Raw genomic sequence first — 21888 nt, forward strand, 5'->3', positions numbered from 1 at the left:
GTTTACTTGACAGATTGCAGGTTTCGTCCTGTAATCAAGCACTAAGGGCGGCTACGGCCGCCCTTAATCAATGCAGCAACAGCAGCCGCTAAATTTGCCTTTAAGGAACCGGAGGAATCATGACCAAGTCAGAATTGATAGAAAGACTTGCCACCCAGCAATCGCACATTCCCGCCAAGACGGTTGAAGATGCAGTAAAAGAGATGCTGGAGCATATGGCCTCGACTCTTGCGCAGGGCGAGCGTATTGAAATCCGCGGTTTCGGCAGTTTCTCTTTGCACTACCGCGCACCACGTACCGGACGTAATCCGAAGACTGGCGATAAAGTAGAACTGGAAGGAAAATACGTTCCTCACTTTAAACCAGGTAAAGAACTGCGCGATCGCGCCAATATTTACGGTTAAGTTTTTACTCAAACTTGAACGCGAGAAAAGCACCTGTCGGGTGCTTTTTTCATTTCTCTAATCTGGAACTGGAAGCTGCCTCGCAGAGTTTTGAGCAGTTTTCACCCTGTCGTTAAATTCTTCTGAACGTGCCTCGGGGAACGCAAAACTTCCACCAGACAACCATTCAACAAAGTTGCACACTTTCTATAAACAGGGAGGGTGCATGAAAATAACGACAGTCGGAGTATGCATAATTTGCGGAATTTTTCCGTTGCTGATTTTGCCCCAATTGCCAGGGACAGTAACCCTTGTGCTTCTGACTATCTTCGCCTGCGTACTGGCATTTATTCGTGTTAAAGCCGTCCGTTATATCGCGCTGACGTTGCTGTTTTTTCTTTGGGGCATATCAGCGGCAAAGCAAATTTTGTGGGCAGGAGAAACCTTAACTGGCTCGACGCAGGATGCAATTGTTGAGATCATTGCTACTGACGGCATGACCACTCATTACGGTCAAATTACTCATCTACAAGGTCGACGTATATTCCCTGCGCCAGGCCTCGTACTGTATGGCGAATATCTTCCGCAAGCGGTTTGTGCCGGACAAGTATGGTCAATGAAACTCAAAGTTCGTGCAGTTCATGGCCAACTTAATGATGGCGGCTTTGATAGCCAGCGTTATGCCATTGCCCAGCATCAACCGCTCACCGGGCGTTTTCTGCAGGCAAGTGTCATTGAACCGAATTGTAGCCTGCGTGCACAGTATCTGGCGTCACTACAAACAACGCTGCAACCCTATATGTGGAACGCGGTTATTCTTGGATTAGGTATGGGGGAACGGTTATCCGTCCCCAAAGAAATCAAAAATATCATGCGTGATACTGGAACGGCGCATTTAATGGCGATATCAGGATTGCACATCGCTTTTGCGGCGTTGCTGGCTGCAGGACTCATTCGCGGTGGGCAAGTTTTTCTGCCTGGGTGCTGGATCCACTGGCAAATGCCATTAATTGGTGGAATCTGCTGTGCTGCTTTTTACGCCTGGCTAACGGGAATGCAACCTCCTGCATTGCGTACCGTGGTGGCGCTTGCCATTTGGGGAATGCTTAAGTTAAGTGGACGACAATGGAGTGGCTGGGATGTATGGATATGTTGTCTGGCGGCAATTTTGCTGATGGATCCTGTTGCCATTCTCTCGCAAAGTTTATGGCTCTCTGCCGCTGCGGTCGCGGCACTGATTTTTTGGTATCAGTGGTTTCCCTGTCCGGAGTGGCAGCTGCCGCCGGTATTGCGCGCGGTTGTTTCCCTCATCCATCTGCAACTGGGAATCACCCTCCTGCTTATGCCCGTGCAAATCGTCATATTTCATGGCATTAGTCTGACCTCGTTTATTGCAAACCTATTTGCAATTCCCCTGGTGACATTTATCACGGTTCCGTTGATCCTCGCAGCGATGGTTATGCATTTAAGCGGGCCGTTAATCGTAGAACAAGGAGTATGGTTTCTTGCCGACCGGTCTTTGGCTTTACTTTTCTGGGGGTTAAAGAGTTTGCCGGAAGGGTGGATCAACATTGCTGAACGTTGGCAATGGCTAACATTTTCCCCATGGTTCTTACTGGTGGTATGGCGATTAAACGCCTGGCGAGCGTTGCCGGCAATGTGTGTGGCTGGAGGCTTGCTGATGTGCTGGCCGCTGTGGCAAAAACCTCGGCCTGACGCGTGGCAGGTGTACATGCTTGATGTCGGGCAAGGGCTGGCAATGGTCATTGCGCGAAACGGTAAAGCGATTCTCTATGACACCGGACTGGCCTGGCCGGAGGGGGATAGTGGGCAACAACTGATTATCCCCTGGCTACGCTGGCATAATCTTGAACCAGAAGGCGTCATTTTGAGTCATGAACATCTGGATCATCGGGGAGGGCTGGACTCGATATTACGAGCCTGGCCGACGTTATGGGTCAGAAGCCCTTTAAGCTGGGAACATCATCAGCCCTGTGTGCGTGGCGAAGCGTGGCAATGGCAAGGATTGCGTTTCAGCGCGCACTGGCCTTTACAAGGTAGCAACGATAAAGGAAATAACCATTCCTGTGTGGTTAAGATTGATGACGGGACGAATAGCATTCTTCTAACCGGTGATATTGAAGCCCCCGCTGAACAAAAGATGCTAAGCCGTTACTGGCAGCAAATGCAGGCAACATTACTTCAGGTACCTCACCATGGCAGTAATACCTCATCATCGTTGCCATTAATTCAGCGAGTGAATGGAAAAGTGGCACTCGCATCGGCATCGCGCTATAACGCATGGCGACTGCCCTCTAACAAAGTTAAGCATCGCTATCAACAACAGGGTTATACGTGGCTTGATACTCCTCATCAGGGGCAAGTAACGGTCGATTTTTCAGCGCAAGGCTGGCGGATTAGCAGCCTCAGGGAGCAAATTTTACCTCGTTGGTATCATCAGTGGTTTGGCGTGCCAGTGGATAACGGGTAGAATATGCGGCTATTTCAACAAATGCTGGTTTTTTGAATGCATAACGACAAAGATCTCTCTACGTGGCAGACGTTCCGCCGACTGTGGCCAACCATTGCGCCTTTTAAAGCGGGTCTGATCGTGGCGGGCGTAGCGTTAATCCTCAACGCAGCCAGCGATACCTTCATGTTATCGCTCCTTAAGCCACTTCTTGATGATGGCTTTGGTAAAACAGATCGCTCCGTGCTGGTGTGGATGCCGCTGGTGGTGATCGGGCTGATGATTTTACGTGGTATCACCAGCTATGTCTCCAGCTACTGTATCTCCTGGGTATCAGGAAAGGTGGTAATGACCATGCGTCGCCGCCTGTTTGGTCACATGATGGGAATGCCAGTTTCATTCTTTGACAAACAGTCAACGGGTACGCTGTTGTCACGTATCACCTACGATTCCGAACAGGTTGCTTCTTCTTCTTCCGGCGCACTGATTACTGTTGTGCGTGAAGGTGCGTCGATCATCGGCCTGTTCATCATGATGTTCTATTACAGTTGGCAACTGTCGATCATTTTGATTGTGCTGGCACCGATTGTTTCGATTGCGATTCGCGTTGTATCGAAGCGTTTTCGCAACATCAGTAAAAACATGCAGAACACCATGGGGCAGGTGACCACCAGCGCAGAACAAATGCTGAAGGGCCACAAAGAAGTATTGATTTTTGGTGGTCAGGAGGTGGAAACGAAACGCTTCGATAAAGTCAGTAACCGAATGCGTCTTCAGGGGATGAAAATGGTTTCAGCCTCTTCCATCTCTGATCCGATCATTCAGTTGATCGCCTCTTTAGCGCTGGCGTTTGTTCTGTATGCGGCGAGCTTCCCTAGCGTCATGGATAGCCTGACTGCCGGTACGATTACCGTTGTTTTCTCTTCAATGATTGCACTGATGCGTCCGCTGAAATCGCTGACCAACGTTAACGCCCAGTTCCAGCGCGGTATGGCGGCTTGTCAGACGCTGTTTACCATTCTGGACAGTGAGCAGGAGAAAGACGAAGGTAAGCGCGTGATCGAGCGTGCGACTGGCGACGTAGAATTCCGCAATGTCACCTTTACTTATCCGGGACGTGATGTACCCGCATTGCGTAACATCAACCTGAAAATTCCGGCAGGGAAGACGGTTGCTCTGGTTGGACGCTCTGGTTCAGGTAAATCAACCATCGCCAGCCTAATCACACGTTTTTACGATATTGATGAAGGCGAAATCCTGATGGATGGTCACGATCTGCGCGAGTATACCCTGGCGTCTTTACGTAACCAGGTTGCTCTGGTGTCGCAGAATGTCCATCTGTTTAACGATACGGTTGCCAACAACATTGCTTACGCACGGACAGAACAGTACAGCCGTGAGCAAATTGAAGAAGCGGCGCGTATGGCCTACGCCATGGACTTCATCAATAAGATGGATAACGGTCTCGATACAGTGATTGGTGAAAACGGCGTGCTGCTCTCTGGCGGTCAGCGTCAGCGTATTGCCATCGCTCGAGCCTTGTTGCGTGATAGCCCGATTCTGATTCTGGACGAAGCTACCTCGGCGCTGGATACCGAATCTGAACGTGCGATTCAGGCGGCACTGGATGAGTTGCAGAAAAACCGTACCTCTCTGGTGATTGCCCACCGCTTGTCTACCATTGAAAAGGCAGACGAAATCGTGGTCGTCGAGGATGGTGTCATTGTGGAACGCGGTACGCATAACGATTTGCTTGAGCACCGTGGCGTTTACGCGCAACTTCACAAAATGCAGTTTGGCCAATGATCGAAAAAATCTGGTCTGGTGAATCCCCTTTGTGGCGGCTATTGCTGCCACTCTCCTGGTTGTATGGTCTGGTGAGTGGCGCGATCCGTCTTTGCTATAAACTAAAACTGAAGCGCGCCTGGCGTGCCCCCGTACCGGTTGTCGTGGTTGGTAATCTCACCGCTGGCGGCAACGGAAAAACTCCGGTCGTTGTCTGGCTGGTGGAACAGTTGCAACAGCGCGGTATTCGCGTGGGAGTCGTGTCCCGGGGATATGGCGGTAAGGCTGAATCGTATCCGCTGTTATTGTCGGTAGATACCACCACAGCACAGGCGGGTGATGAACCTGTGTTGATTTATCAACGCACTGGCGCGCCTGTTGCGGTTTCTCCCGTGCGTTCTGATGCGGTAAAAGCCATTCTGGCGCAACACCCTGATGTGCAGATCATCGTAACCGACGACGGTTTACAGCATTATCGTCTGGCGCGTGATGTTGAAATCGTCGTTATTGATGGCGTGCGTCGCTTTGGCAATGGCTGGTGGTTGCCGGCGGGGCCAATGCGTGAGCGAGCGGGGCGCTTAAAGTCGGTTGATGCGGTAATCGTCAACGGCGGTGTCCCCCGCAGCGGTGAAATCCCCATGCATCTGCTGCCGGGGCAGGCGGTGAATTTACGTACCGGTACGCGTTGTGACGTTGCTCAACTTGAACATGTGGTGGCGATGGCGGGGATTGGGCATCCGCCGCGCTTTTTTGCCACGCTGAAGATGTGCGGCGTACAACCGGAAAAATGTGTACCACTGGCCGATCATCAGTCTTTGAATTATACGGATGTCAGCGCGTTGGTAAGCGACGGGCAAACGCTAGTTATGACTGAAAAAGATGCGGTGAAATGCCGGGCCTTTGCAGATGATAATTGGTGGTATTTGCCTGTTGACGCACAGCTTTCAGGCGATGAACCAGCGAAACTGCTTGCGCAACTAACCTCGCTGGCTTCTGGCAACTAGTTACGCCGCGGCAGCGTTCGATTGACGGAGTCATGAATGTCGCTGCCGCACCTCTCCCTTGCTGATGCGCGTAATCTTCACCTTGCCGCGCAAGGCCTGTTAAACAAACCCCGCCGTCGAGCGTCGTTGGAGGATATTCCGGCAACGATCTCCCGCATGTCCTTGCTGCAAATCGATACCATCAATATTGTTGCCCGTAGTCCATATCTGGTGCTTTTCAGTCGTCTGGGAAATTATCCTGCGCAGTGGTTGGATGAGTCTCTGGCGCGTGGCGAATTAATGGAATACTGGGCGCATGAAGCCTGCTTTATGCCACGTAGCGATTTTCGTCTTATTCGCCACCGCATGCTGGCACCTGAAAAAATGGGCTGGAAATACAAAGACGCCTGGATGCAGGAACATGCGGCAGAAATTGCACAGTTAATTCAACATATTCATGATAAGGGGCCGGTACGTTCAGCCGATTTCGAGCATTCTCGTAAAGGTGCAAGCGGTTGGTGGGAATGGAAGCCGCATAAACGGCATCTGGAAGGTTTATTTACTGCCGGAAAGGTGATGGTGATTGAACGGCGCAACTTCCAGCGCGTTTATGATTTAACCCACCGTGTCATGCCTGACTGGGATGATGAGCGCGATCTCGTTTCGCAAACAGAAGCAGAAATCATCATGCTGGATAACAGTGCGCGTAGCCTGGGCATATTCCGCGAACAGTGGCTGGCAGATTACTATCGGCTGAAACGTCCGGCACTGGTGGCTTGGCGCGAAGCGAGGGCTGAACAGCAGCAAATCATTGCTGTGCATGTTGAAAAATTGGGCAATCTTTGGCTGCATGCTGATTTGCTGCCGCTACTCGAACGCGCGCTCGCCGGAAAGCTCACTGCAACGCACAGCGCGGTACTTTCGCCTTTTGATCCTGTTGTCTGGGATCGCAAACGCGCGGAGCAGCTTTTTGATTTTAGCTACCGGCTGGAGTGCTATACCCCAGCGCCGAAACGCCAGTATGGCTATTTTGTTCTGCCGTTATTACATCGTGGGCAATTAGTTGGGCGAATGGATGCCAAAATGCATCGCCAGACAGGCATCCTTGAAGTTATCTCTCTGTGGTTACAGGAAGGCATTAAACCAACGACAACGCTGCAAAAAGGGTTACGTCAGGCGATTACTGATTTCGCTAACTGGCAGCAGGCAACGCGGGTGACATTAGGACGCTGCCCGCAAGGCCTCTTTACTGATTGCCGCGCCGGCTGGGAAATAGACCCCGTCGCATAAATGATTATGATAAGATTTATGCATTCATAACCCGATCCATCTGGAGGAACTATGGATCATCGTCTGCTTGAAATCATTGCCTGCCCGGTTTGCAACGGAAAACTTTGGTATAACCAGGAAAAACAAGAGCTTATTTGCAAACTGGACAACCTGGCTTTCCCGCTGCGCGATGGCATTCCAGTGTTGCTGGAAACGGAAGCCCGCGTGCTGACTGCTGATGAGAGTAAATCATGAGTTTTGTGGTCATTATTCCCGCGCGCTACGCGTCCACGCGTCTGCCCGGTAAACCATTGGTTGATATTAACGGCAAACCCATGATTGTTCATGTTCTTGAACGCGCGCGCGAATCAGGTGCCGAGCGCATCATCGTGGCAACCGATCATGAGGATGTTGCCCGCGCTGTTGAAGCCGCTGGCGGCGAAGTATGTATGACGCGCGCCGATCATCAGTCAGGTACAGAACGTTTGGCGGAAGTTGTCGAAAAATGCGCATTCAGCGACGACACGGTAATCGTTAATGTGCAGGGTGATGAACCGATGATCCCTGCGACAATCATTCGTCAGGTTGCTGATAACCTCGCTCAGCGTCAGGTGGGTATGGCGACTCTGGCGGTGCCAATCCACAATGCGGAAGAAGCGTTTAACCCGAATGCGGTGAAAGTGGTTCTCGACGCCGAAGGGTACGCACTGTACTTCTCTCGCGCCACCATTCCGTGGGATCGTGATCGTTTTGCAAAAGACCTTGAAACCGTAGGCGATAACTTCCTGCGTCATCTTGGTATTTATGGCTACCGAGCAGGCTTTATCCGTCGTTATGTTACCTGGCAGCCAAGTCCGTTAGAACATATCGAAATGTTAGAGCAGCTTCGTGTTCTGTGGTACGGCGAAAAAATCCACGTTGCTGTTGCTCAGGAAGTTCCTGGTACAGGAGTGGATACCCCTGAAGATCTCGAGCGCGTTCGCGCTGAAATGCGCTAATTTCACTTCACGACACTCCAGCCAATTTTGGGAGGAGTGTCGTACCGTTACGATTTTCCTCAATTTTTCTTTTCAACAATTGATCTCATTCAGGTGACATCTTTTATATTGGCGCTCATTATGAAAGCAGTAGCTTTTATGAGGGTAATCTGAATGGAACAGCTGCGTGCCGAATTAAGCCATTTACTGGGCGAAAAACTCAGTCGTATTGAGTGCGTCAATGAAAAAGCGGATACGGCGTTGTGGGCTTTGTATGACAGCCAGGGAAACCCAATGCCGTTAATGGCAAGAAGCTTTAGTGCGCCCGGAAGAGCCCGACAACTGGCATGGAAAACCACCATGCTGGCAAGAAGTGGGACTGTCCGTATGCCGACTATTTATGGTGTGATGACGCATGAAGAACACCCCGGCCCCGATGTCCTGCTACTGGAGCGAATGCGTGGTGTTTCGGTGGAGGCACCAGCCCGAACACCAGAACGCTGGGAACAACTCAAAGACCAAATCGTTGAAGCCTTACTGGCCTGGCACCGTCAGGACAGTCGTGGTTGCGTCGGCGCGGTCGACAATACTCAGGAAAATTTCTGGCCCTCATGGTACCGGCAACATGTTGAAGTGCTATGGACTACGCTCAATCAGTTCAATAACACCGGTCTAACGATGCAAGATAAGCGGATCCTGTTTCGCACCCGTGAATGTCTCCCGGCATTATTTGAAGGCTTTAACGACAATTGTGTGCTGATTCACGGTAACTTCTGTTTAGGCAGCATGCTGAAAGATTCGCGCAGCGATCAGTTACTGGCGATGGTCGGACCGGGACTAATGCTTTGGGCACCGCGAGAATACGAACTGTTCCGACTAATGGATAATTCTCTGGCGGAAGATTTGCTCTGGAGTTATCTGCAACGCGCGCCAGTGGCGGAGTCGTTCATCTGGCGGCGTTGGTTGTATGTGTTATGGGATGAAGTTGCGCAACTGGTTAATACCGGACGATTTAGTCGGCGCAACTTCGATCTGGCATCAAAATCACTCTTGCCGTGGCTCGCCTGACGAACCTTTCAGCCACTGCCAGATGCGGCCAAGCGTTTCATAGCCAACACGATCGCTATGCATTAACCAGACTGGAGAAGGGATAGCTCGTTCCCACGGATTAAGCGGCGAGTCGATGGCCAACTGATTCGCCGGGGCTGGTAGCGGATTTAACCCTTCCTGCTGAAAAAAGATCATCGCCCGCGGCAGATGTGATGCGGAGGTCACCAGCAGGAAAGGTGCGTCACCAATTGCCTGTTTCACTGCCGCAGCTTCTTCTTCGGTATCTTTTGGCAAATCCAGAGTGATAATTTGCTCGCGCGGCACGCCCAGCGATTGCGCAACTCGGGCACCTACTTCGGCTGTACTCACCGTATTGGTTTTTGCTACGCCTCCCGTGAAGATCAGTTTTGATCCCGGATTTTCGCGCCATAAGCGGATACCTTCATTCAGGCGTGGCAGACTGTTATTGATTAAATTAGAGCTCGGTGCCCACTGCGGGTTCCAGGTATAACCACCTCCGAGCACCACGATATAGTCCACTTTTTGCGAATTATTCCATGTCGGATAGGTGCTTTCGATGGGACGCAGCAGGCGGTCGGCTATCGGTTGCAAACTCAATAACAAGAGCGCCAGCCACCCAATGCTAATAAAAATCTTCCCGGTTTTTTGAAAACGGCTAAACCACAGCAGCGCCAGGCCAGCGCCAATAATCAGCAACATCAGCGGAAGTGGCAGCAACATATTGCCAATCACTTTTTTCAGTGTAAAAAGCATCCTTTCTGGTTCCTTTTTTGACCATATAGCAAGGGATCGCCAGCGATATTACACCAGACGGGTTCATTCTCGCCGTGGCTGTGACAAAATAGCGTCTTTATCAGAAAACGTCTTAGCCAACCGGTGGAGAAAGCAATGCAGGATCGCAATTTTGATGATATTGCGGAAAAGTTTTCCCGTAACATTTACGGCACCACCAAAGGGCAGCTTCGACAGGCTATTCTGTGGCAGGATCTCGATCGCGTGCTGGCGGAAATGGGCTCGCAAAAACTGCGTGTGCTGGATGCTGGCGGTGGAGAAGGGCAGACCGCAATCAAAATGGCCGAGCGTGGGCATCAGGTCATTTTATGCGATCTTTCAGCGCAGATGATCGACCGCGCAAAACAGGCGGCAGAAGCAAAAGGTGTGAGCGACAACATGCAATTTATACATTGCGCCGCTCAGGATGTTGCTTCGCATTTGGAAACGCCCGTTGATCTGATATTGTTCCATGCGGTGCTCGAGTGGGTGGCCGATCCCCGCAGCGTATTGCAGACCCTGTGGTCAGTGTTACGTCCAGGCGGTGTGTTGTCGTTAATGTTCTACAATGCGCACGGCTTGCTGATGCATAACATGGTCGCCGGGAATTTTGATTACGTGCAGGCGGGAATGCCGAAAAAGAAAAAACGGACGCTTTCGCCAGATTATCCACGCGACCCGGCGCAGGTTTATCTGTGGCTGGAAGAAGCTGGTTGGCAAATTATGGGTAAGACCGGCGTTCGCGTGTTTCATGATTACCTGCGCGAGAAGCACCAGCAGCGCGACTGCTATGAAGCATTACTTGAATTAGAAACGCGTTATTGCCGTCAGGAACCGTATATTACCCTGGGGCGTTATATTCATGTCACCGCGCGCAAACCGCAGAGCAAGGATAAAGTATGAGTGAATTTTCCCAGACAGTCCCCGAACTGGTTGCCTGGGCCAGAAAAAATGACTTCTCCATCTCGCTGCCGGTAGACCGACTCTCTTTTCTGCTGGCAGTTGCCACGCTGAACGGCGAGCGTCTGGATGGTGAGATGAGTGAAGGCGAGCTGGTGGATGCATTCCGCCATGTGAGTGATGCGTTTGAGCAAACCAGCGAAACCATCGGCGTGCGCGCCAACAACGCGATCAACGACATGGTGCGTCAACGTCTGCTGAACCGCTTTACCAGCGAGCAGGCTGAAGGGAACGCAATTTACCGTCTGACGCCGCTTGGCATCGGTATTACCGATTACTACATCCGTCAGCGCGAGTTTTCGACGCTGCGCCTTTCTATGCAGTTGTCGATTGTGGCGGGCGAACTGAAACGCGCGGCAGATGCCGCCGAAGAGGGCGGTGATGAGTTTCACTGGCACCGTAATGTCTATGCGCCACTGAAATATTCGGTAGCAGAAATTTTCGACAGCATCGACCTGACGCAACGTCTGATGGACGAACAGCAGCAGCAGGTGAAAGATGATATCGCCCAGTTGCTGAACAAAGACTGGCGGGCGGCGATTTCCAGCTGCGAATTGTTGCTTTCGGAAACTTCCGGAACGCTGCGTGAATTGCAGGATACGCTGGAAGCGGCAGGTGATAAATTGCAGGCTAATCTGTTACGCATTCAGGATGCGACGATGACTCATGATGATCTGCATTTCGTCGATCGTCTGGTGTTCGATCTGCAAAGCAAACTTGACCGTATTATCAGCTGGGGCCAGCAATCCATCGACTTATGGATTGGCTACGACCGCCACGTACACAAATTTATTCGTACCGCTATCGATATGGATAAAAACCGCGTCTTTGCTCAGCGGTTACGTCAGTCGGTACAAACCTATTTTGATGAACCGTGGGCGCTAACTTATGCCAATGCCGATCGTCTGCTGGATATGCGTGACGAAGAGATGGCACTGCGCGATGAAGAGGTGACTGGGGAACTTCCTGAGGATCTGGAGTACGAAGAGTTTAACGAGATCCGCGAACAGCTGGCGGCGATCATCGAAGAACAACTTGCCGTGTACAAAACCAGACAAGTGCCGTTGGATCTTGGTCTGGTGGTACGCGAATATCTGTCACAGTATCCGCGTGCACGTCACTTTGACGTTGCGCGCATTGTTATTGATCAGGCGGTACGTCTTGGCGTAGCGCAAGCAGATTTCACCGGACTGCCAGCGAAATGGCAGCCGATTAATGATTACGGAGCCAAGGTACAGGCGCATGTCATCGACAAATATTGAACAAGTGATGCCGGTTAAGCTGGCGCAGGCGCTGGCGAATCCGTTATTTCCGGCGCTGGATAGCGCCTTACGTTCAGGCCGCCATATTGGCCTTGACGAACTGGATAATCATGCATTCCTGATGGATTTTCAGGAATATCTGGAAGAATTTTACGCGCGTTATAACGTTGAGCTTATTCGCGCACCGGAGGGGTTCTTCTATTTACGCCCACGTTCCACCACTATTATCCCTCGTTCCGTCTTGTCGGAACTGGATATGATGGTCGGGAAAATCCTCTGTTATCTTTATCTCAGCCCGGAACGGCTGGCGAATGAGGGGATTTTCACCCAGCAGGAACTGTACGATGAACTGCTCACCCTGGCCGATGAAGCGAAACTGCTGAAACTGGTGAACAACCGTTCAACCGGTTCAGACGTTGACCGGCAGAAGTTGCAGGAGAAAGTACGTTCTTCGCTCAACCGTCTGCGTCGTTTAGGCATGGTGTGGTTTATGGGCCACGACAGCAGCAAGTTCCGCATTACCGAATCGGTGTTCCGCTTCGGAGCCGATGTGCGTGCTGGCGACGATCCCCGTGAAGCACAGCGTCGCCTGATTCGTGATGGCGAAGCAATGCCGATTGAAAATCATCTGCAACTCAACGATGAAACCGAAGAGAATCAGCCAGATAGCGGAGAGGAAGAATAATGATTGAACGCGGTAAATTTCGCTCACTGACGCTGATTAACTGGAACGGCTTTTTTGCCCGAACTTTTGACCTCGATGAGCTGGTTACGACGCTCTCCGGTGGTAACGGTGCGGGTAAATCTACTACCATGGCGGCGTTCGTTACGGCGCTGATCCCCGACCTGACCCTGCTGCATTTCCGTAACACCACGGAAGCCGGGGCCACCAGCGGTTCGCGCGATAAAGGTCTGCACGGTAAGCTGAAAGCGGGTGTCTGCTATTCGATGCTCGACACCATTAACTCGCGCCATCAGCGCGTGGTGGTCGGCGTGCGTCTGCAACAGGTTGCCGGGCGCGATCGTAAAGTTGATATCAAACCATTTGCCATTCAGGGCTTGCCGATGTCGGTGCAGCCGACACAACTGGTGACCGAAACTCTGAATGAACGTCAGGCGCGCGTGCTCCCGCTTAACGAGCTGAAAGACAAGCTCGAAGCGATGGAAGGCGTGCAGTTTAAGCAGTTCAACTCCATTACCGATTACCACTCGCTGATGTTCGATCTGGGCATCATCGCACGTCGTCTGCGCTCAGCGTCTGATCGTAGTAAATTCTATCGTCTGATTGAAGCTTCGCTGTACGGCGGGATTTCCAGCGCCATCACCCGTTCTCTGCGCGACTACCTGTTGCCAGAAAATAGCGGCGTGCGCAAAGCGTTTCAGGACATGGAAGCGGCGCTGCGTGAAAACCGTATGACGCTGGAAGCGATTCGTGTTACCCAGTCTGACCGTGACTTGTTCAAGCATCTGATCAGCGAAGCGACTAACTACGTGGCGGCGGACTACATGCGCCACGCCAACGAGCGCCGTGTTCACCTGGATAAAGCGCTGGAGTTTCGTCGTGAGCTTCACACTTCGCGTCAGCAACTGGCGGCTGAGCAGTACAAACACGTCGATATGGCGCGTGAACTGGCAGAGCACAACGGTGCCGAAGGCGATCTGGAAGCGGATTATCAGGCGGCCAGCGATCACCTGAACCTGGTGCAAACCGCACTGCGTCAGCAGGAGAAGATCGAACGCTACGAAGCGGATCTCGATGAGCTGCAGATCCGTCTGGAAGAGCAAAACGAAGTGGTGGCAGAAGCCATCGAACGCCAGGAAGAGAATGAGGCTCGTGCGGAAGCTGCCGAACTGGAAGTGGACGAGCTGAAAAGCCAGCTTGCTGACTACCAGCAGGCGCTGGACGTCCAGCAAACGCGCGCGATCCAGTATAACCAGGCGATTGCTGCGCTTAATCGTGCCAAAGAACTGTGCCATCTGCCGGACTTAACCGCCGACAGCGCCGCCGAATGGCTGGAAACCTTCCAGGCGAAAGAGCTGGAAGCGACTGAAAAAATGCTCTCTCTTGAGCAGAAAATGAGCATGGCGCAAACCGCGCACAGCCAGTTTGAGCAGGCTTATCAGCTGGTGGTGGCAATCAACGGCCCGCTGGCGCGTAACGAGGCGTGGGATGTCGCTCGCGAACTGCTGCGCGAAGGGGTCGATCAGCGTCACCTGGCAGAGCAGGTTCAGCCGTTGCGAATGCGCTTAAGCGAACTGGAACAGCGTCTGCGCGAACAGCAAGAAGCTGAGCGTCTGCTGGCAGATTTCTGCAAACGTCAGGGCAAGAATTTTGATATTGATGAACTGGAAGCTCTGCATCAGGAGCTGGAAGCGCGCATTGCCTCTCTTTCCAATAGCGTGTCTAACGCCCGCGAAGAGCGTATGGCACTGCGCCAGGAGCAGGAACAGCTGCAGTCTCGCATTCAGAGTTTGATGCAGCGTGCGCCGGTTTGGCTGGCAGCGCAAAACAGTCTCAACCAGTTGAGCGAACAGTGCGGCGAAGAATTCTCCTCAAGCCAGGATGTCACCGAATTTCTGCAACAGTTGCTGGAGCGTGAGCGCGAGGCGATTGTTGAACGCGATGAAGTAGGCGCGCGCAAAAACGCCGTCGATGAAGAGATCGAACGTTTAAGCCAGCCAGGTGGTTCTGAAGACCAGCGTCTGAATGCGCTGGCGGAGCGTTTTGGCGGCGTGTTGCTGTCAGAAATTTATGACGATGTTAGCCTGGAAGATGCGCCGTACTTCTCGGCGCTGTATGGCCCGTCACGCCACGCCATCGTGGTGCCAGATCTGTCACAGGTAACCGAACACCTGGAAGGCTTGACCGATTGCCCGGAAGATCTCTATCTGATCGAAGGGGATCCGCAGTCATTCGATGACAGCGTGTTCAGCGTTGATGAGCTGGAAAAAGCGGTAGTGGTGAAAATCGCCGATCGTCAGTGGCGTTATTCACGTTTCCCGGAAGTGCCGCTGTTTGGACGCGCGGCGCGCGAAAGCCGCATCGAAAGCCTCCATGCCGAGCGTGAAGTGCTTTCCGAACGCTTCGCCACGCTCTCCTTTGATGTACAGAAAACCCAGCGTCTGCATCAGGCGTTCAGCCGCTTTATCGGCAGCCATCTGGCGGTGGCGTTTGAGTCTGATCCGGAAGCCGAAATCCGTCAACTGAACAGCCGTCGCGTCGAACTGGAGCGGGCGTTGAGTAATCATGAAAATGATAACCAGCAGCAGCGTATTCAGTTTGAGCAGGCGAAAGAAGGCGTTACGGCGCTGAACCGCATTCTGCCGCGTCTCAACCTGTTGGCTGATGACAGCCTGGCGGATCGCGTCGATGAAATCCGCGAACGTCTGGATGAAGCCCAGGAAGCCGCGCGTTTTGTTCAGCAGTTCGGTAATCAACTGGCGAAACTGGAACCGATCGTTTCGGTATTGCAGAGTGACCCGGAACAGTTCGAACAGTTAAAAGAAGATTACGCGTACTCTCAGCAGATGCAGCGCGATGCCCGTCAGCAGGCGTTTGCCCTGACGGAAGTGGTGCAGCGTCGTGCGCACTTTAGCTACTCTGACTCGGCAGAAATGCTTAGCGGTAACAGCGATCTCAACGAAAAACTGCGTGAACGTCTGGAACAGGCGGAAGCGGAGCGTACCCGCGCTCGTGAAGCGTTGCGCGGACACGCCGCGCAGTTAAGTCAGTACAATCAGGTACTGGCTTCGCTGAAAAGTTCGTATGACACCAAAAAAGAGCTACTCAACGATCTGCAACGTGAATTGCAGGATATCGGCGTGCGTGCTGATAGCGGGGCAGAAGAGCGGGCGCGTATTCGCCGTGATGAGTTACATGCGCAGCTGAGCAATAACCGTTCACGTCGCAACCAACTGGAAAAAGCGCTTACCTTCTGCGAAGCGGAGATGGACAACCTGACCCGCAAACTGCGCAAGCTGGAGCGTGATTACTTTGAGATGCGCGAGCAGGTAGTGACCGCGAAAGCGGGCTGGTGTGCAGTGATGCGCATGGTGAAAGATAACGGTGTTGAGCGCCGCTTACACCGTCGTGAGCTGGCTTATCTCTCCGCTGATGATTTGCGTTCCATGTCGGATAAGGCGTTGGGTGCGTTGCGTCTCGCGGTAGCGGATAACGAACATCTGCGCGACGTGCTGCGTATGTCGGAAGATCCAAAACGTCCGGAACGTAAAATTCAGTTCTTCGTGGCGGTTTATCAGCATCTGCGCGAGCGTATTCGTCAGGATATTATTCGTACCGATGATCCGGTTGAAGCTATCGAGCAGATGGAGATCGAACTTAGCCGTCTGACTGAAGAGTTAACGTCCCGCGAACAGAAACTGGCGATCAGTTCCCGCAGCGTGGCGAACATCATCCGTAAAACTATTCAGCGCGAGCAGAACCGTATCCGTATGCTCAACCAGGGCTTGCAGAACGTATCGTTCGGTCAGGTGAACAGCGTGCGCCTCAACGTGAACGTGCGTGAAACGCACGCCATGCTGCTGGATGTGCTCTCTGAACAGCACGAACAACATCAGGATCTGTTTAACAGCAACCGTCTGACCTTCTCGGAAGCGCTGGCGAAACTGTATCAGCGCCTTAATCCGCAGATTGATATGGGGCAGCGCACGCCGCAGACCATCGGTGAAGAACTGCTGGATTACCGTAACTATCTTGAAATGGAAGTTGAGGTTAACCGTGGTTCCGATGGCTGGTTGCGCGCGGAGTCTGGTGCATTGTCGACCGGTGAGGCTATTGGTACCGGTATGTCGATTCTGGTGATGGTGGTACAGAGTTGGGAAGATGAATCTCGCCGCTTGCGCGGTAAAGATATCTCTCCTTGCCGTCTGCTGTTCCTTGATGAAGCAGCGCGACTGGATGCCCGTTCCATCGCCACGCTGTTTGAATTGTGTGAGCGTTTGCAAATGCAGCTCATCATCGCAGCGCCGGAAAATATCAGCCCGGAAAAAGGCACCACCTATAAACTGGTGCGTAAAGTCTTCCAGAATACCGAACACGTTCACGTAGTCGGTCTGCGTGGTTTTGCACCGCAACTCCCTGAAACGCTTCCAGGAACTGACGAAGCGCCTTCCCAGGCGAGTTAAGATTGAGGCGGCAGCGATGCCGCCTTTCCTGTTTCTGAAAACTCCGTTTCTGCACTAAAAAAGTGCCACATTCTGGCGCGCTTTTCTTTAAACTTCTTTACATTAGGTTATGTAAAAACGTATCGGCGTTTATATACTGAAGATAAGCCTGATGAGTAACAGGCTTGCTCGTCATACTTTCGTGAGTATTGGCGTTGTACAGGCAAGTCGTAAAATAACAGCCTGGCTATTCAGAGTATGATAAAAACAGGGGGCAAGGGATGTTGCTTAATATGATGTGTGGTCGTCGGCTGTCGGCAATCAGTTTGTGCGTGGCCGTAACATTCGCTCCACTGTTCAATGCTCAGGCCGATGAGCCTGAAGTAATCCCTGGCGACAGCCCGGTGGCTGTCAGCGAACAGGGCGAGGCACTGCCGCAGGCGCAGGCCACGGCAATAATGGCGGGGATCCAGCCATTGCCTGAAGGTGCGGCAGAAAAAGCCCGCACGCAAATCGAATCTCAATTACCTGCAGGCTATAAGCCGGTTTATCTTAACCAGCTTCAACTGTTGTATGCCGCACGCGATATGCAACCCATGTGGGAAAACCGTGATGCTGTTAAAGCCTTCCAGCAACAGCTGGCAGAAGTGGCGATTGCCGGTTTCCAGCCGCAGTTTAATAAATGGGTAGAGTTGCTGACCGATCCTGGTATTAACGGGATGGCACGCGATGTGGTGCTCTCTGATGCGATGATGGGCTATCTCCATTTCATCGCAAATATTCCAGTCAAAGGCACTCGCTGGTTATACAGCAGTAAACCTTATGCGCTTTCCACGCCGCCGCTCTCGGTGATTAACCAATGGCAGCTGGCGCTGGATAAAGGTCAATTGCCGACGTTTGTTGCAGGACTGGCACCGCAGCATCCGCAATATGCGGCGATGCATGAATCTTTACTGGCCTTACTCAGTGACACCAAACCGTGGCCCCAACTGACCGGCAAAGCAACGTTGCGCCCAGGGCAGTGGAGTAACGACGTACCGGCGTTGCGCGAAATATTGCAGCGTACAGGCATGCTGGACGGGGGGCCGAAAATTACGCTACCTGGCGATGACACGCCAACTGACGCGGTAGTCAGCCCATCCGCTGTTACTGTTGAAACAGCAGAAACTAAGCCGATGGACAAGCAAACTACGTCTCGTAGTAAACCTGCGCCTGTCGTTCGTGCCGCCTACGATAATGAACTGGTGGAAGCCGTTAAACGTTTTCAGGCATGGCAAGGATTGGGGGCAGATGGTGCTATTGGCCCGGCAACGCGTGACTGGTTAAACGTAACGCCCGCCCAGCGTGCTGGCGTGTTGGCACTCAACATCCAGCGATTGCGCTTGCTGCCAACAGAGCTTTCTACCGGGATCATGGTTAACATTCCGGCCTATTCGCTGGTCTACTATCAGAACGGCAATCAGGTGCTGGATTCGCGAGTCATTGTCGGTCGCCCCGATCGCAAAACGCCAATGATGAGCAGTGCCCTTAACAACGTGGTGGTAAACCCGCCGTGGAATGTACCACCAACTCTGGCACGCAAAGATATTCTGCCGAAAGTGCGCAACGATCCGGGATATCTCGAAAGCCATGGCTATACGGTGATGCGCGGTTGGAACAGCAGGGAGGCGATTGATCCGTGGCAGGTTGACTGGTCTACAATCACGGCCTCGAATTTACCGTTCCGCTTCCAGCAGGCTCCAGGCCCACGGAACTCGCTGGGGCGCTATAAATTCAATATGCCGAGTTCAGAGGCCATTTATTTGCATGACACGCCGAACCACAATCTGTTCAAGCGTGATACACGCGCATTGAGCTCAGGCTGTGTACGAGTGAATAAAGCTTCCGATCTGGCGAATATGCTGTTGCAGGATGCAGGCTGGAATGACAAACGTATTTCTGATGCGCTGAAGCAGGGCGATACGCGTTACGTCAATATTCGGCAGTCGATTCCGGTGAATCTCTTCTATCTGACGGCCTTTGTTGGTGCAGATGGTCGTACCCAGTATCGTACAGATATTTACAATTATGATCTGCCTGCGCGATCCAGCTCGCAAATCGTATCGAAAGCGGAACAATTAATCAGGTAAATGAAGCAGTTCGGGGAAATCAGTTGTCGTAATAATTAGCATGATCGGGGGCGCTTCTCTGCAGCCCCCGTCACTGCTGGGGTTGAGTCATCTTGACGTCTGCTTTACGGGCGGTTAAGGTGCCTCTTGTGCGCCAGAAGTGCATATAAACGATAACATTGACCTGTAGACTTGATTATCATGGACAAATTCGACGCTAATCGCCGCAAACTGCTGGCGCTTGGTGGCGTTGCACTCGGTGCCGCCATCCTGCCGACCCCGGCGTTTGCAACACTCTCGACCCCACGCCCGCGCATTTTGACACTCAATAATCTTCATACCGGAGAGTCAATCAAAGCGGAGTTTTTCGATGGCAGAGGCTATATTCAGGAAGAATTGGCAAAACTTAACCATTTTTTCCGCGATTACCGCGCGAACAAAATAAAGTCCATCGACCCAGGATTATTCGACCAGTTGTATCGCCTGCAAGGGTTGTTAGGCACCCGCAAACCGGTGCAACTCATTTCCGGTTATCGTTCCATTGATACCAACAATGAACTACGCGCCCGCAGCCGTGGAGTAGCGAAGAAAAGCTATCACACTAAAGGCCAGGCGATGGATTTCCACATTGAAGGTATCGCGTTAAGCAATATTCGCAAAGCCGCGTTATCTATGCGCGCAGGTGGTGTAGGATATTACCCACGTAGTAACTTTGTGCATATTGATACCGGGCCAGCACGGCACTGGTAGTAATCGCTTAACGAAACAGGGGCAGTATGAACTATCGTATTATTCCGGTCACCGCATTCTCCCAGAACTGTTCATTGATCTGGTGTGAACAAACCCGTCTGGCCGCACTGGTCGATCCTGGCGGCGATGCGGAAAAAATCAAACAGGAAGTTGATGCCAGCGGCCTGACACTGATGCAGATCCTGCTGACTCATGGTCATCTGGACCACGTTGGCGCAGCGGCGGAACTGGCGCAACATTACGGCGTGCCGGTTTTTGGCCCGGAAAAAGAAGATGAGTTCTGGCTGCAAGGCTTGCCTGCGCAAAGTCGTATGTTTGGTCTGGAAGAGTGCCAGCCGCTGACGCCAGATCGTTGGCTGAACGAAGGCGATACCATCAGCATAGGGAATGTGACTTTACAGGTGTTACATTGCCCTGGGCATACGCCGGGTCATGTCGTGTTTTTTGATGAGCGGGCAAGGCTGCTGATTTCTGGCGACGTTATTTTCAAAGGTGGAGTAGGGCGCAGTGACTTCCCGCGTGGCGATCATAATCAACTGATTTCTTCAATCAAAGATAAATTGCTGCCACTGGGGGATGATGTGACATTTATTCCGGGTCACGGACCATTATCCACACTTGGTTATGAGCGCCTGCATAATCCCTTCCTGCAAGACGAAATGCCCGTCTGGTAAAGGCGCATAAAAAAGCCCGCTTTTCAGCGGGCTTCATTGTTTTTAACGCTTACAGCACTGCCACAATCGCTTCGCACAGCGGAGCCATATTATCTGGTGTCATCCCGGCCACGTTTACGCGACCAGAAGCAACAGCATACACGCCAAACTCTTCGCGCAGACGCAGCACTTGTTCTTTTGTCAGGCCACTGAAGGAGAACATGCCGTTCTGTTTGATGATAAAGCTGAAGTCGCGGTTTGCGCCTTTTTCCTGCAGCGTATTGACGAACAACTGACGCATACGCTGAATACGCTGGCGCATATCAGTCAGCTCTTGTTCCCAAATCGCACGTAACGCATCGTTGCTCAGGATGGTGGCAACAACAGAAGCGCCGTGTGCTGGAGGGTTAGAGTAGTTAGCGCGAATCGCCGCTTTCATTTGGCTGAATGCGCGATCAACGGTCTCACTGTCAGCAGCAACCAGAGTACAAGCGCCAACACGCTCGTTGTACAGGCCAAAGTTTTTAGAGTAGGAACTGGCAACAATCAGCTCTTTATGCATAGCCGCGAAAGCGCGCAGTCCTTCAGCATCTTCTTCCAGACCACGGGCAAACCCCTGGTAAGCGAAGTCAAACAGCGGTAACCAGCCTTTCTCAACGGAAAGTTGTGCCAGTGTCTGCCATTGTTCCAGCGTAGGGTCGATACCGGTTGGGTTATGGCAGCAGCCATGGAACAGCACTACGTCGCCAGCCTGAGCTTCGTTCAGGCTGTTAATCAGTGCATCGAAGTCAAGGGTGTGATTTTCCGCATCATAATAAGCGTATTCACGAACTTCCAGACCTGCAGAGTTAAAGACGCTCTTATGGTTCGGCCAGCTTGGGTTGCTCACCCACACACGCTTAACGCTGGTATTTTTTGCCAGGAAATCGGCAGCCACGCGTAGTGCGCCAGTGCCACCCGGAGTCTGTGCCGTGCGAGCACGTTTGTCATTGATCAGGGCGCTACCTTTACCAAACAGCAGTTCCTGAGTGCAGCGACCAAATTCAGGGATGCCGTCAATGCCGAGGTAATTTTTGGTGGTTTCATTTTCGAGCAGATACTGTTCAGCCTTTTTCACGCTGGTCAGTACCGGGGTTTTGCCCGTCTCATCTTTATAGACACCAATCCCGAGGTTAATTTTGCCGGGACGTTCATCGGCACGAAACAGATCGGCCAGGCCCAGAATCGGGTCGGCAGGAGCGGCGGTAATGTTCTCAAACATGACGAGGTTCCATTATGGTTACAGAAGGGAAGTCCGCTATCAGGGTAACGGGAGATTTACA

At 52.2% G+C, this 21888-nt stretch carries 17 protein-coding genes; 15 read left to right on the forward strand and 2 right to left on the reverse strand.

Annotated elements, in window-relative coordinates; genetic code table 11:
* Window positions 1-119: 119 nt before the first annotated feature.
* The 8 genes from ihfB (at window position 120) to QUE74_RS05375 (ending at window position 8935) form a co-directional block, all read left to right on the forward strand.
* On the forward strand, window positions 120-404 hold the full coding sequence (ihfB, locus tag QUE74_RS05340) for an integration host factor subunit beta (protein WP_000167336.1): 285 nt from the start codon (window positions 120-122) through the stop codon (window positions 402-404).
* A 205-nt stretch (window positions 405-609) separates the two neighbouring features.
* A complete protein-coding gene (locus tag QUE74_RS05345) occupies window positions 610-2874 on the forward strand; it encodes a ComEC family protein (protein ID WP_001354880.1) in 2265 nt (754 codons plus the stop codon).
* A 36-nt stretch (window positions 2875-2910) separates the two neighbouring features.
* Window positions 2911-4659, forward strand: a complete 1749-nt coding sequence (msbA, locus tag QUE74_RS05350) for a lipid A ABC transporter ATP-binding protein/permease MsbA (RefSeq protein ID WP_000551270.1) — start codon at window positions 2911-2913, stop codon at window positions 4657-4659.
* Window positions 4656-5642, forward strand: a complete 987-nt coding sequence (gene lpxK, locus QUE74_RS05355; RefSeq protein WP_000570558.1) for a tetraacyldisaccharide 4'-kinase — start codon at window positions 4656-4658, stop codon at window positions 5640-5642. The genes msbA and lpxK overlap by 4 nt, the downstream gene beginning before the upstream one ends.
* A 36-nt stretch (window positions 5643-5678) precedes the next feature.
* Window positions 5679-6911, forward strand: a complete 1233-nt coding sequence (ycaQ, locus tag QUE74_RS05360; RefSeq protein WP_000056521.1) for a crosslink repair DNA glycosylase YcaQ — start codon at window positions 5679-5681, stop codon at window positions 6909-6911.
* Window positions 6912-6962: 51 nt separating this feature from the next.
* The gene (gene ycaR, locus QUE74_RS05365; RefSeq protein WP_000350058.1) at window positions 6963-7145 is read left to right on the forward strand and encodes a protein YcaR; all 183 of its coding nucleotides are present in this window, start codon (window positions 6963-6965) and stop codon (window positions 7143-7145) included.
* Window positions 7142-7888: a 3-deoxy-manno-octulosonate cytidylyltransferase gene (gene kdsB / locus QUE74_RS05370; RefSeq protein WP_000011610.1), complete on the forward strand. Its 747-nt coding sequence runs from the start codon at window positions 7142-7144 to the stop codon at window positions 7886-7888. Before ycaR ends, kdsB begins: the two co-directional genes overlap by 4 nt.
* Before the next feature lie 153 nt (window positions 7889-8041).
* Entirely contained in the window at window positions 8042-8935 is an 894-nt protein-coding gene (locus tag QUE74_RS05375; RefSeq protein ID WP_000436903.1) for a YcbJ family phosphotransferase, read from the forward strand.
* Here the strand turns inward: QUE74_RS05375 and elyC are convergent.
* Window positions 8912-9691 (reverse strand): envelope biogenesis factor ElyC, encoded by a 780-nt coding sequence (gene elyC / locus QUE74_RS05380; RefSeq protein ID WP_000899583.1) that lies wholly within the window; start codon window positions 9689-9691, stop codon window positions 8912-8914. The two genes, QUE74_RS05375 and elyC, sit on opposite strands and share 24 nt — an antisense overlap.
* A 135-nt stretch (window positions 9692-9826) precedes the next feature.
* Here elyC and cmoM point away from each other — a divergent pair, with 135 nt between their 5' ends.
* The 7 genes from cmoM to gloC all read left to right on the forward strand — a co-directional run bounded on the left by cmoM (window position 9827) and on the right by gloC (window position 20587).
* Window positions 9827-10612 (forward strand): tRNA uridine 5-oxyacetic acid(34) methyltransferase CmoM, encoded by a 786-nt coding sequence (gene cmoM / locus QUE74_RS05385; RefSeq protein ID WP_001360537.1) that lies wholly within the window; start codon window positions 9827-9829, stop codon window positions 10610-10612.
* A complete protein-coding gene (mukF, locus tag QUE74_RS05390) occupies window positions 10609-11931 on the forward strand; it encodes a chromosome partition protein MukF (protein ID WP_001288850.1) in 1323 nt (440 codons plus the stop codon). The genes cmoM and mukF overlap by 4 nt, the downstream gene beginning before the upstream one ends.
* A complete protein-coding gene (gene mukE / locus QUE74_RS05395; RefSeq protein ID WP_010360875.1) occupies window positions 11912-12616 on the forward strand; it encodes a chromosome partition protein MukE in 705 nt (234 codons plus the stop codon). The genes mukF and mukE overlap by 20 nt, the downstream gene beginning before the upstream one ends.
* Window positions 12616-17076 carry a chromosome partition protein MukB gene (mukB, locus tag QUE74_RS05400; protein WP_000572680.1) on the forward strand — a complete coding sequence of 1487 codons (4461 nt, stop codon included), beginning with the start codon at window positions 12616-12618 and terminating at the stop codon, window positions 17074-17076. Before mukE ends, mukB begins: the two co-directional genes overlap by 1 nt.
* A 260-nt stretch (window positions 17077-17336) precedes the next feature.
* Window positions 17337-19184, forward strand: coding sequence for a L,D-transpeptidase (ldtD, locus tag QUE74_RS05405; RefSeq protein WP_000926037.1), 1848 nt, complete (start codon window positions 17337-17339; stop codon window positions 19182-19184).
* A 180-nt stretch (window positions 19185-19364) separates the two neighbouring features.
* The gene (gene mepK, locus QUE74_RS05410; protein WP_001295932.1) at window positions 19365-19913 is read left to right on the forward strand and encodes a peptidoglycan L,D-endopeptidase MepK; all 549 of its coding nucleotides are present in this window, start codon (window positions 19365-19367) and stop codon (window positions 19911-19913) included.
* Between the two features lie 26 nt (window positions 19914-19939).
* Entirely contained in the window at window positions 19940-20587 is a 648-nt protein-coding gene (gene gloC / locus QUE74_RS05415; protein WP_001109455.1) for a hydroxyacylglutathione hydrolase GloC, read from the forward strand.
* A 49-nt stretch (window positions 20588-20636) separates the two neighbouring features.
* Here gloC and aspC read toward each other — a convergent pair whose 3' ends face one another.
* Window positions 20637-21827, reverse strand: a complete 1191-nt coding sequence (gene aspC, locus QUE74_RS05420; protein WP_000462687.1) for an aspartate transaminase — start codon at window positions 21825-21827, stop codon at window positions 20637-20639.
* Between the last annotated feature and the right edge of the window lie 61 nt (window positions 21828-21888).

It is taken from the genome of Escherichia sp. 10290 (genome assembly GCF_030295155.1).
In the GTDB taxonomy this organism is placed as follows: Bacteria; Pseudomonadota; Gammaproteobacteria; order Enterobacterales; family Enterobacteriaceae; genus Escherichia; species Escherichia coli_F.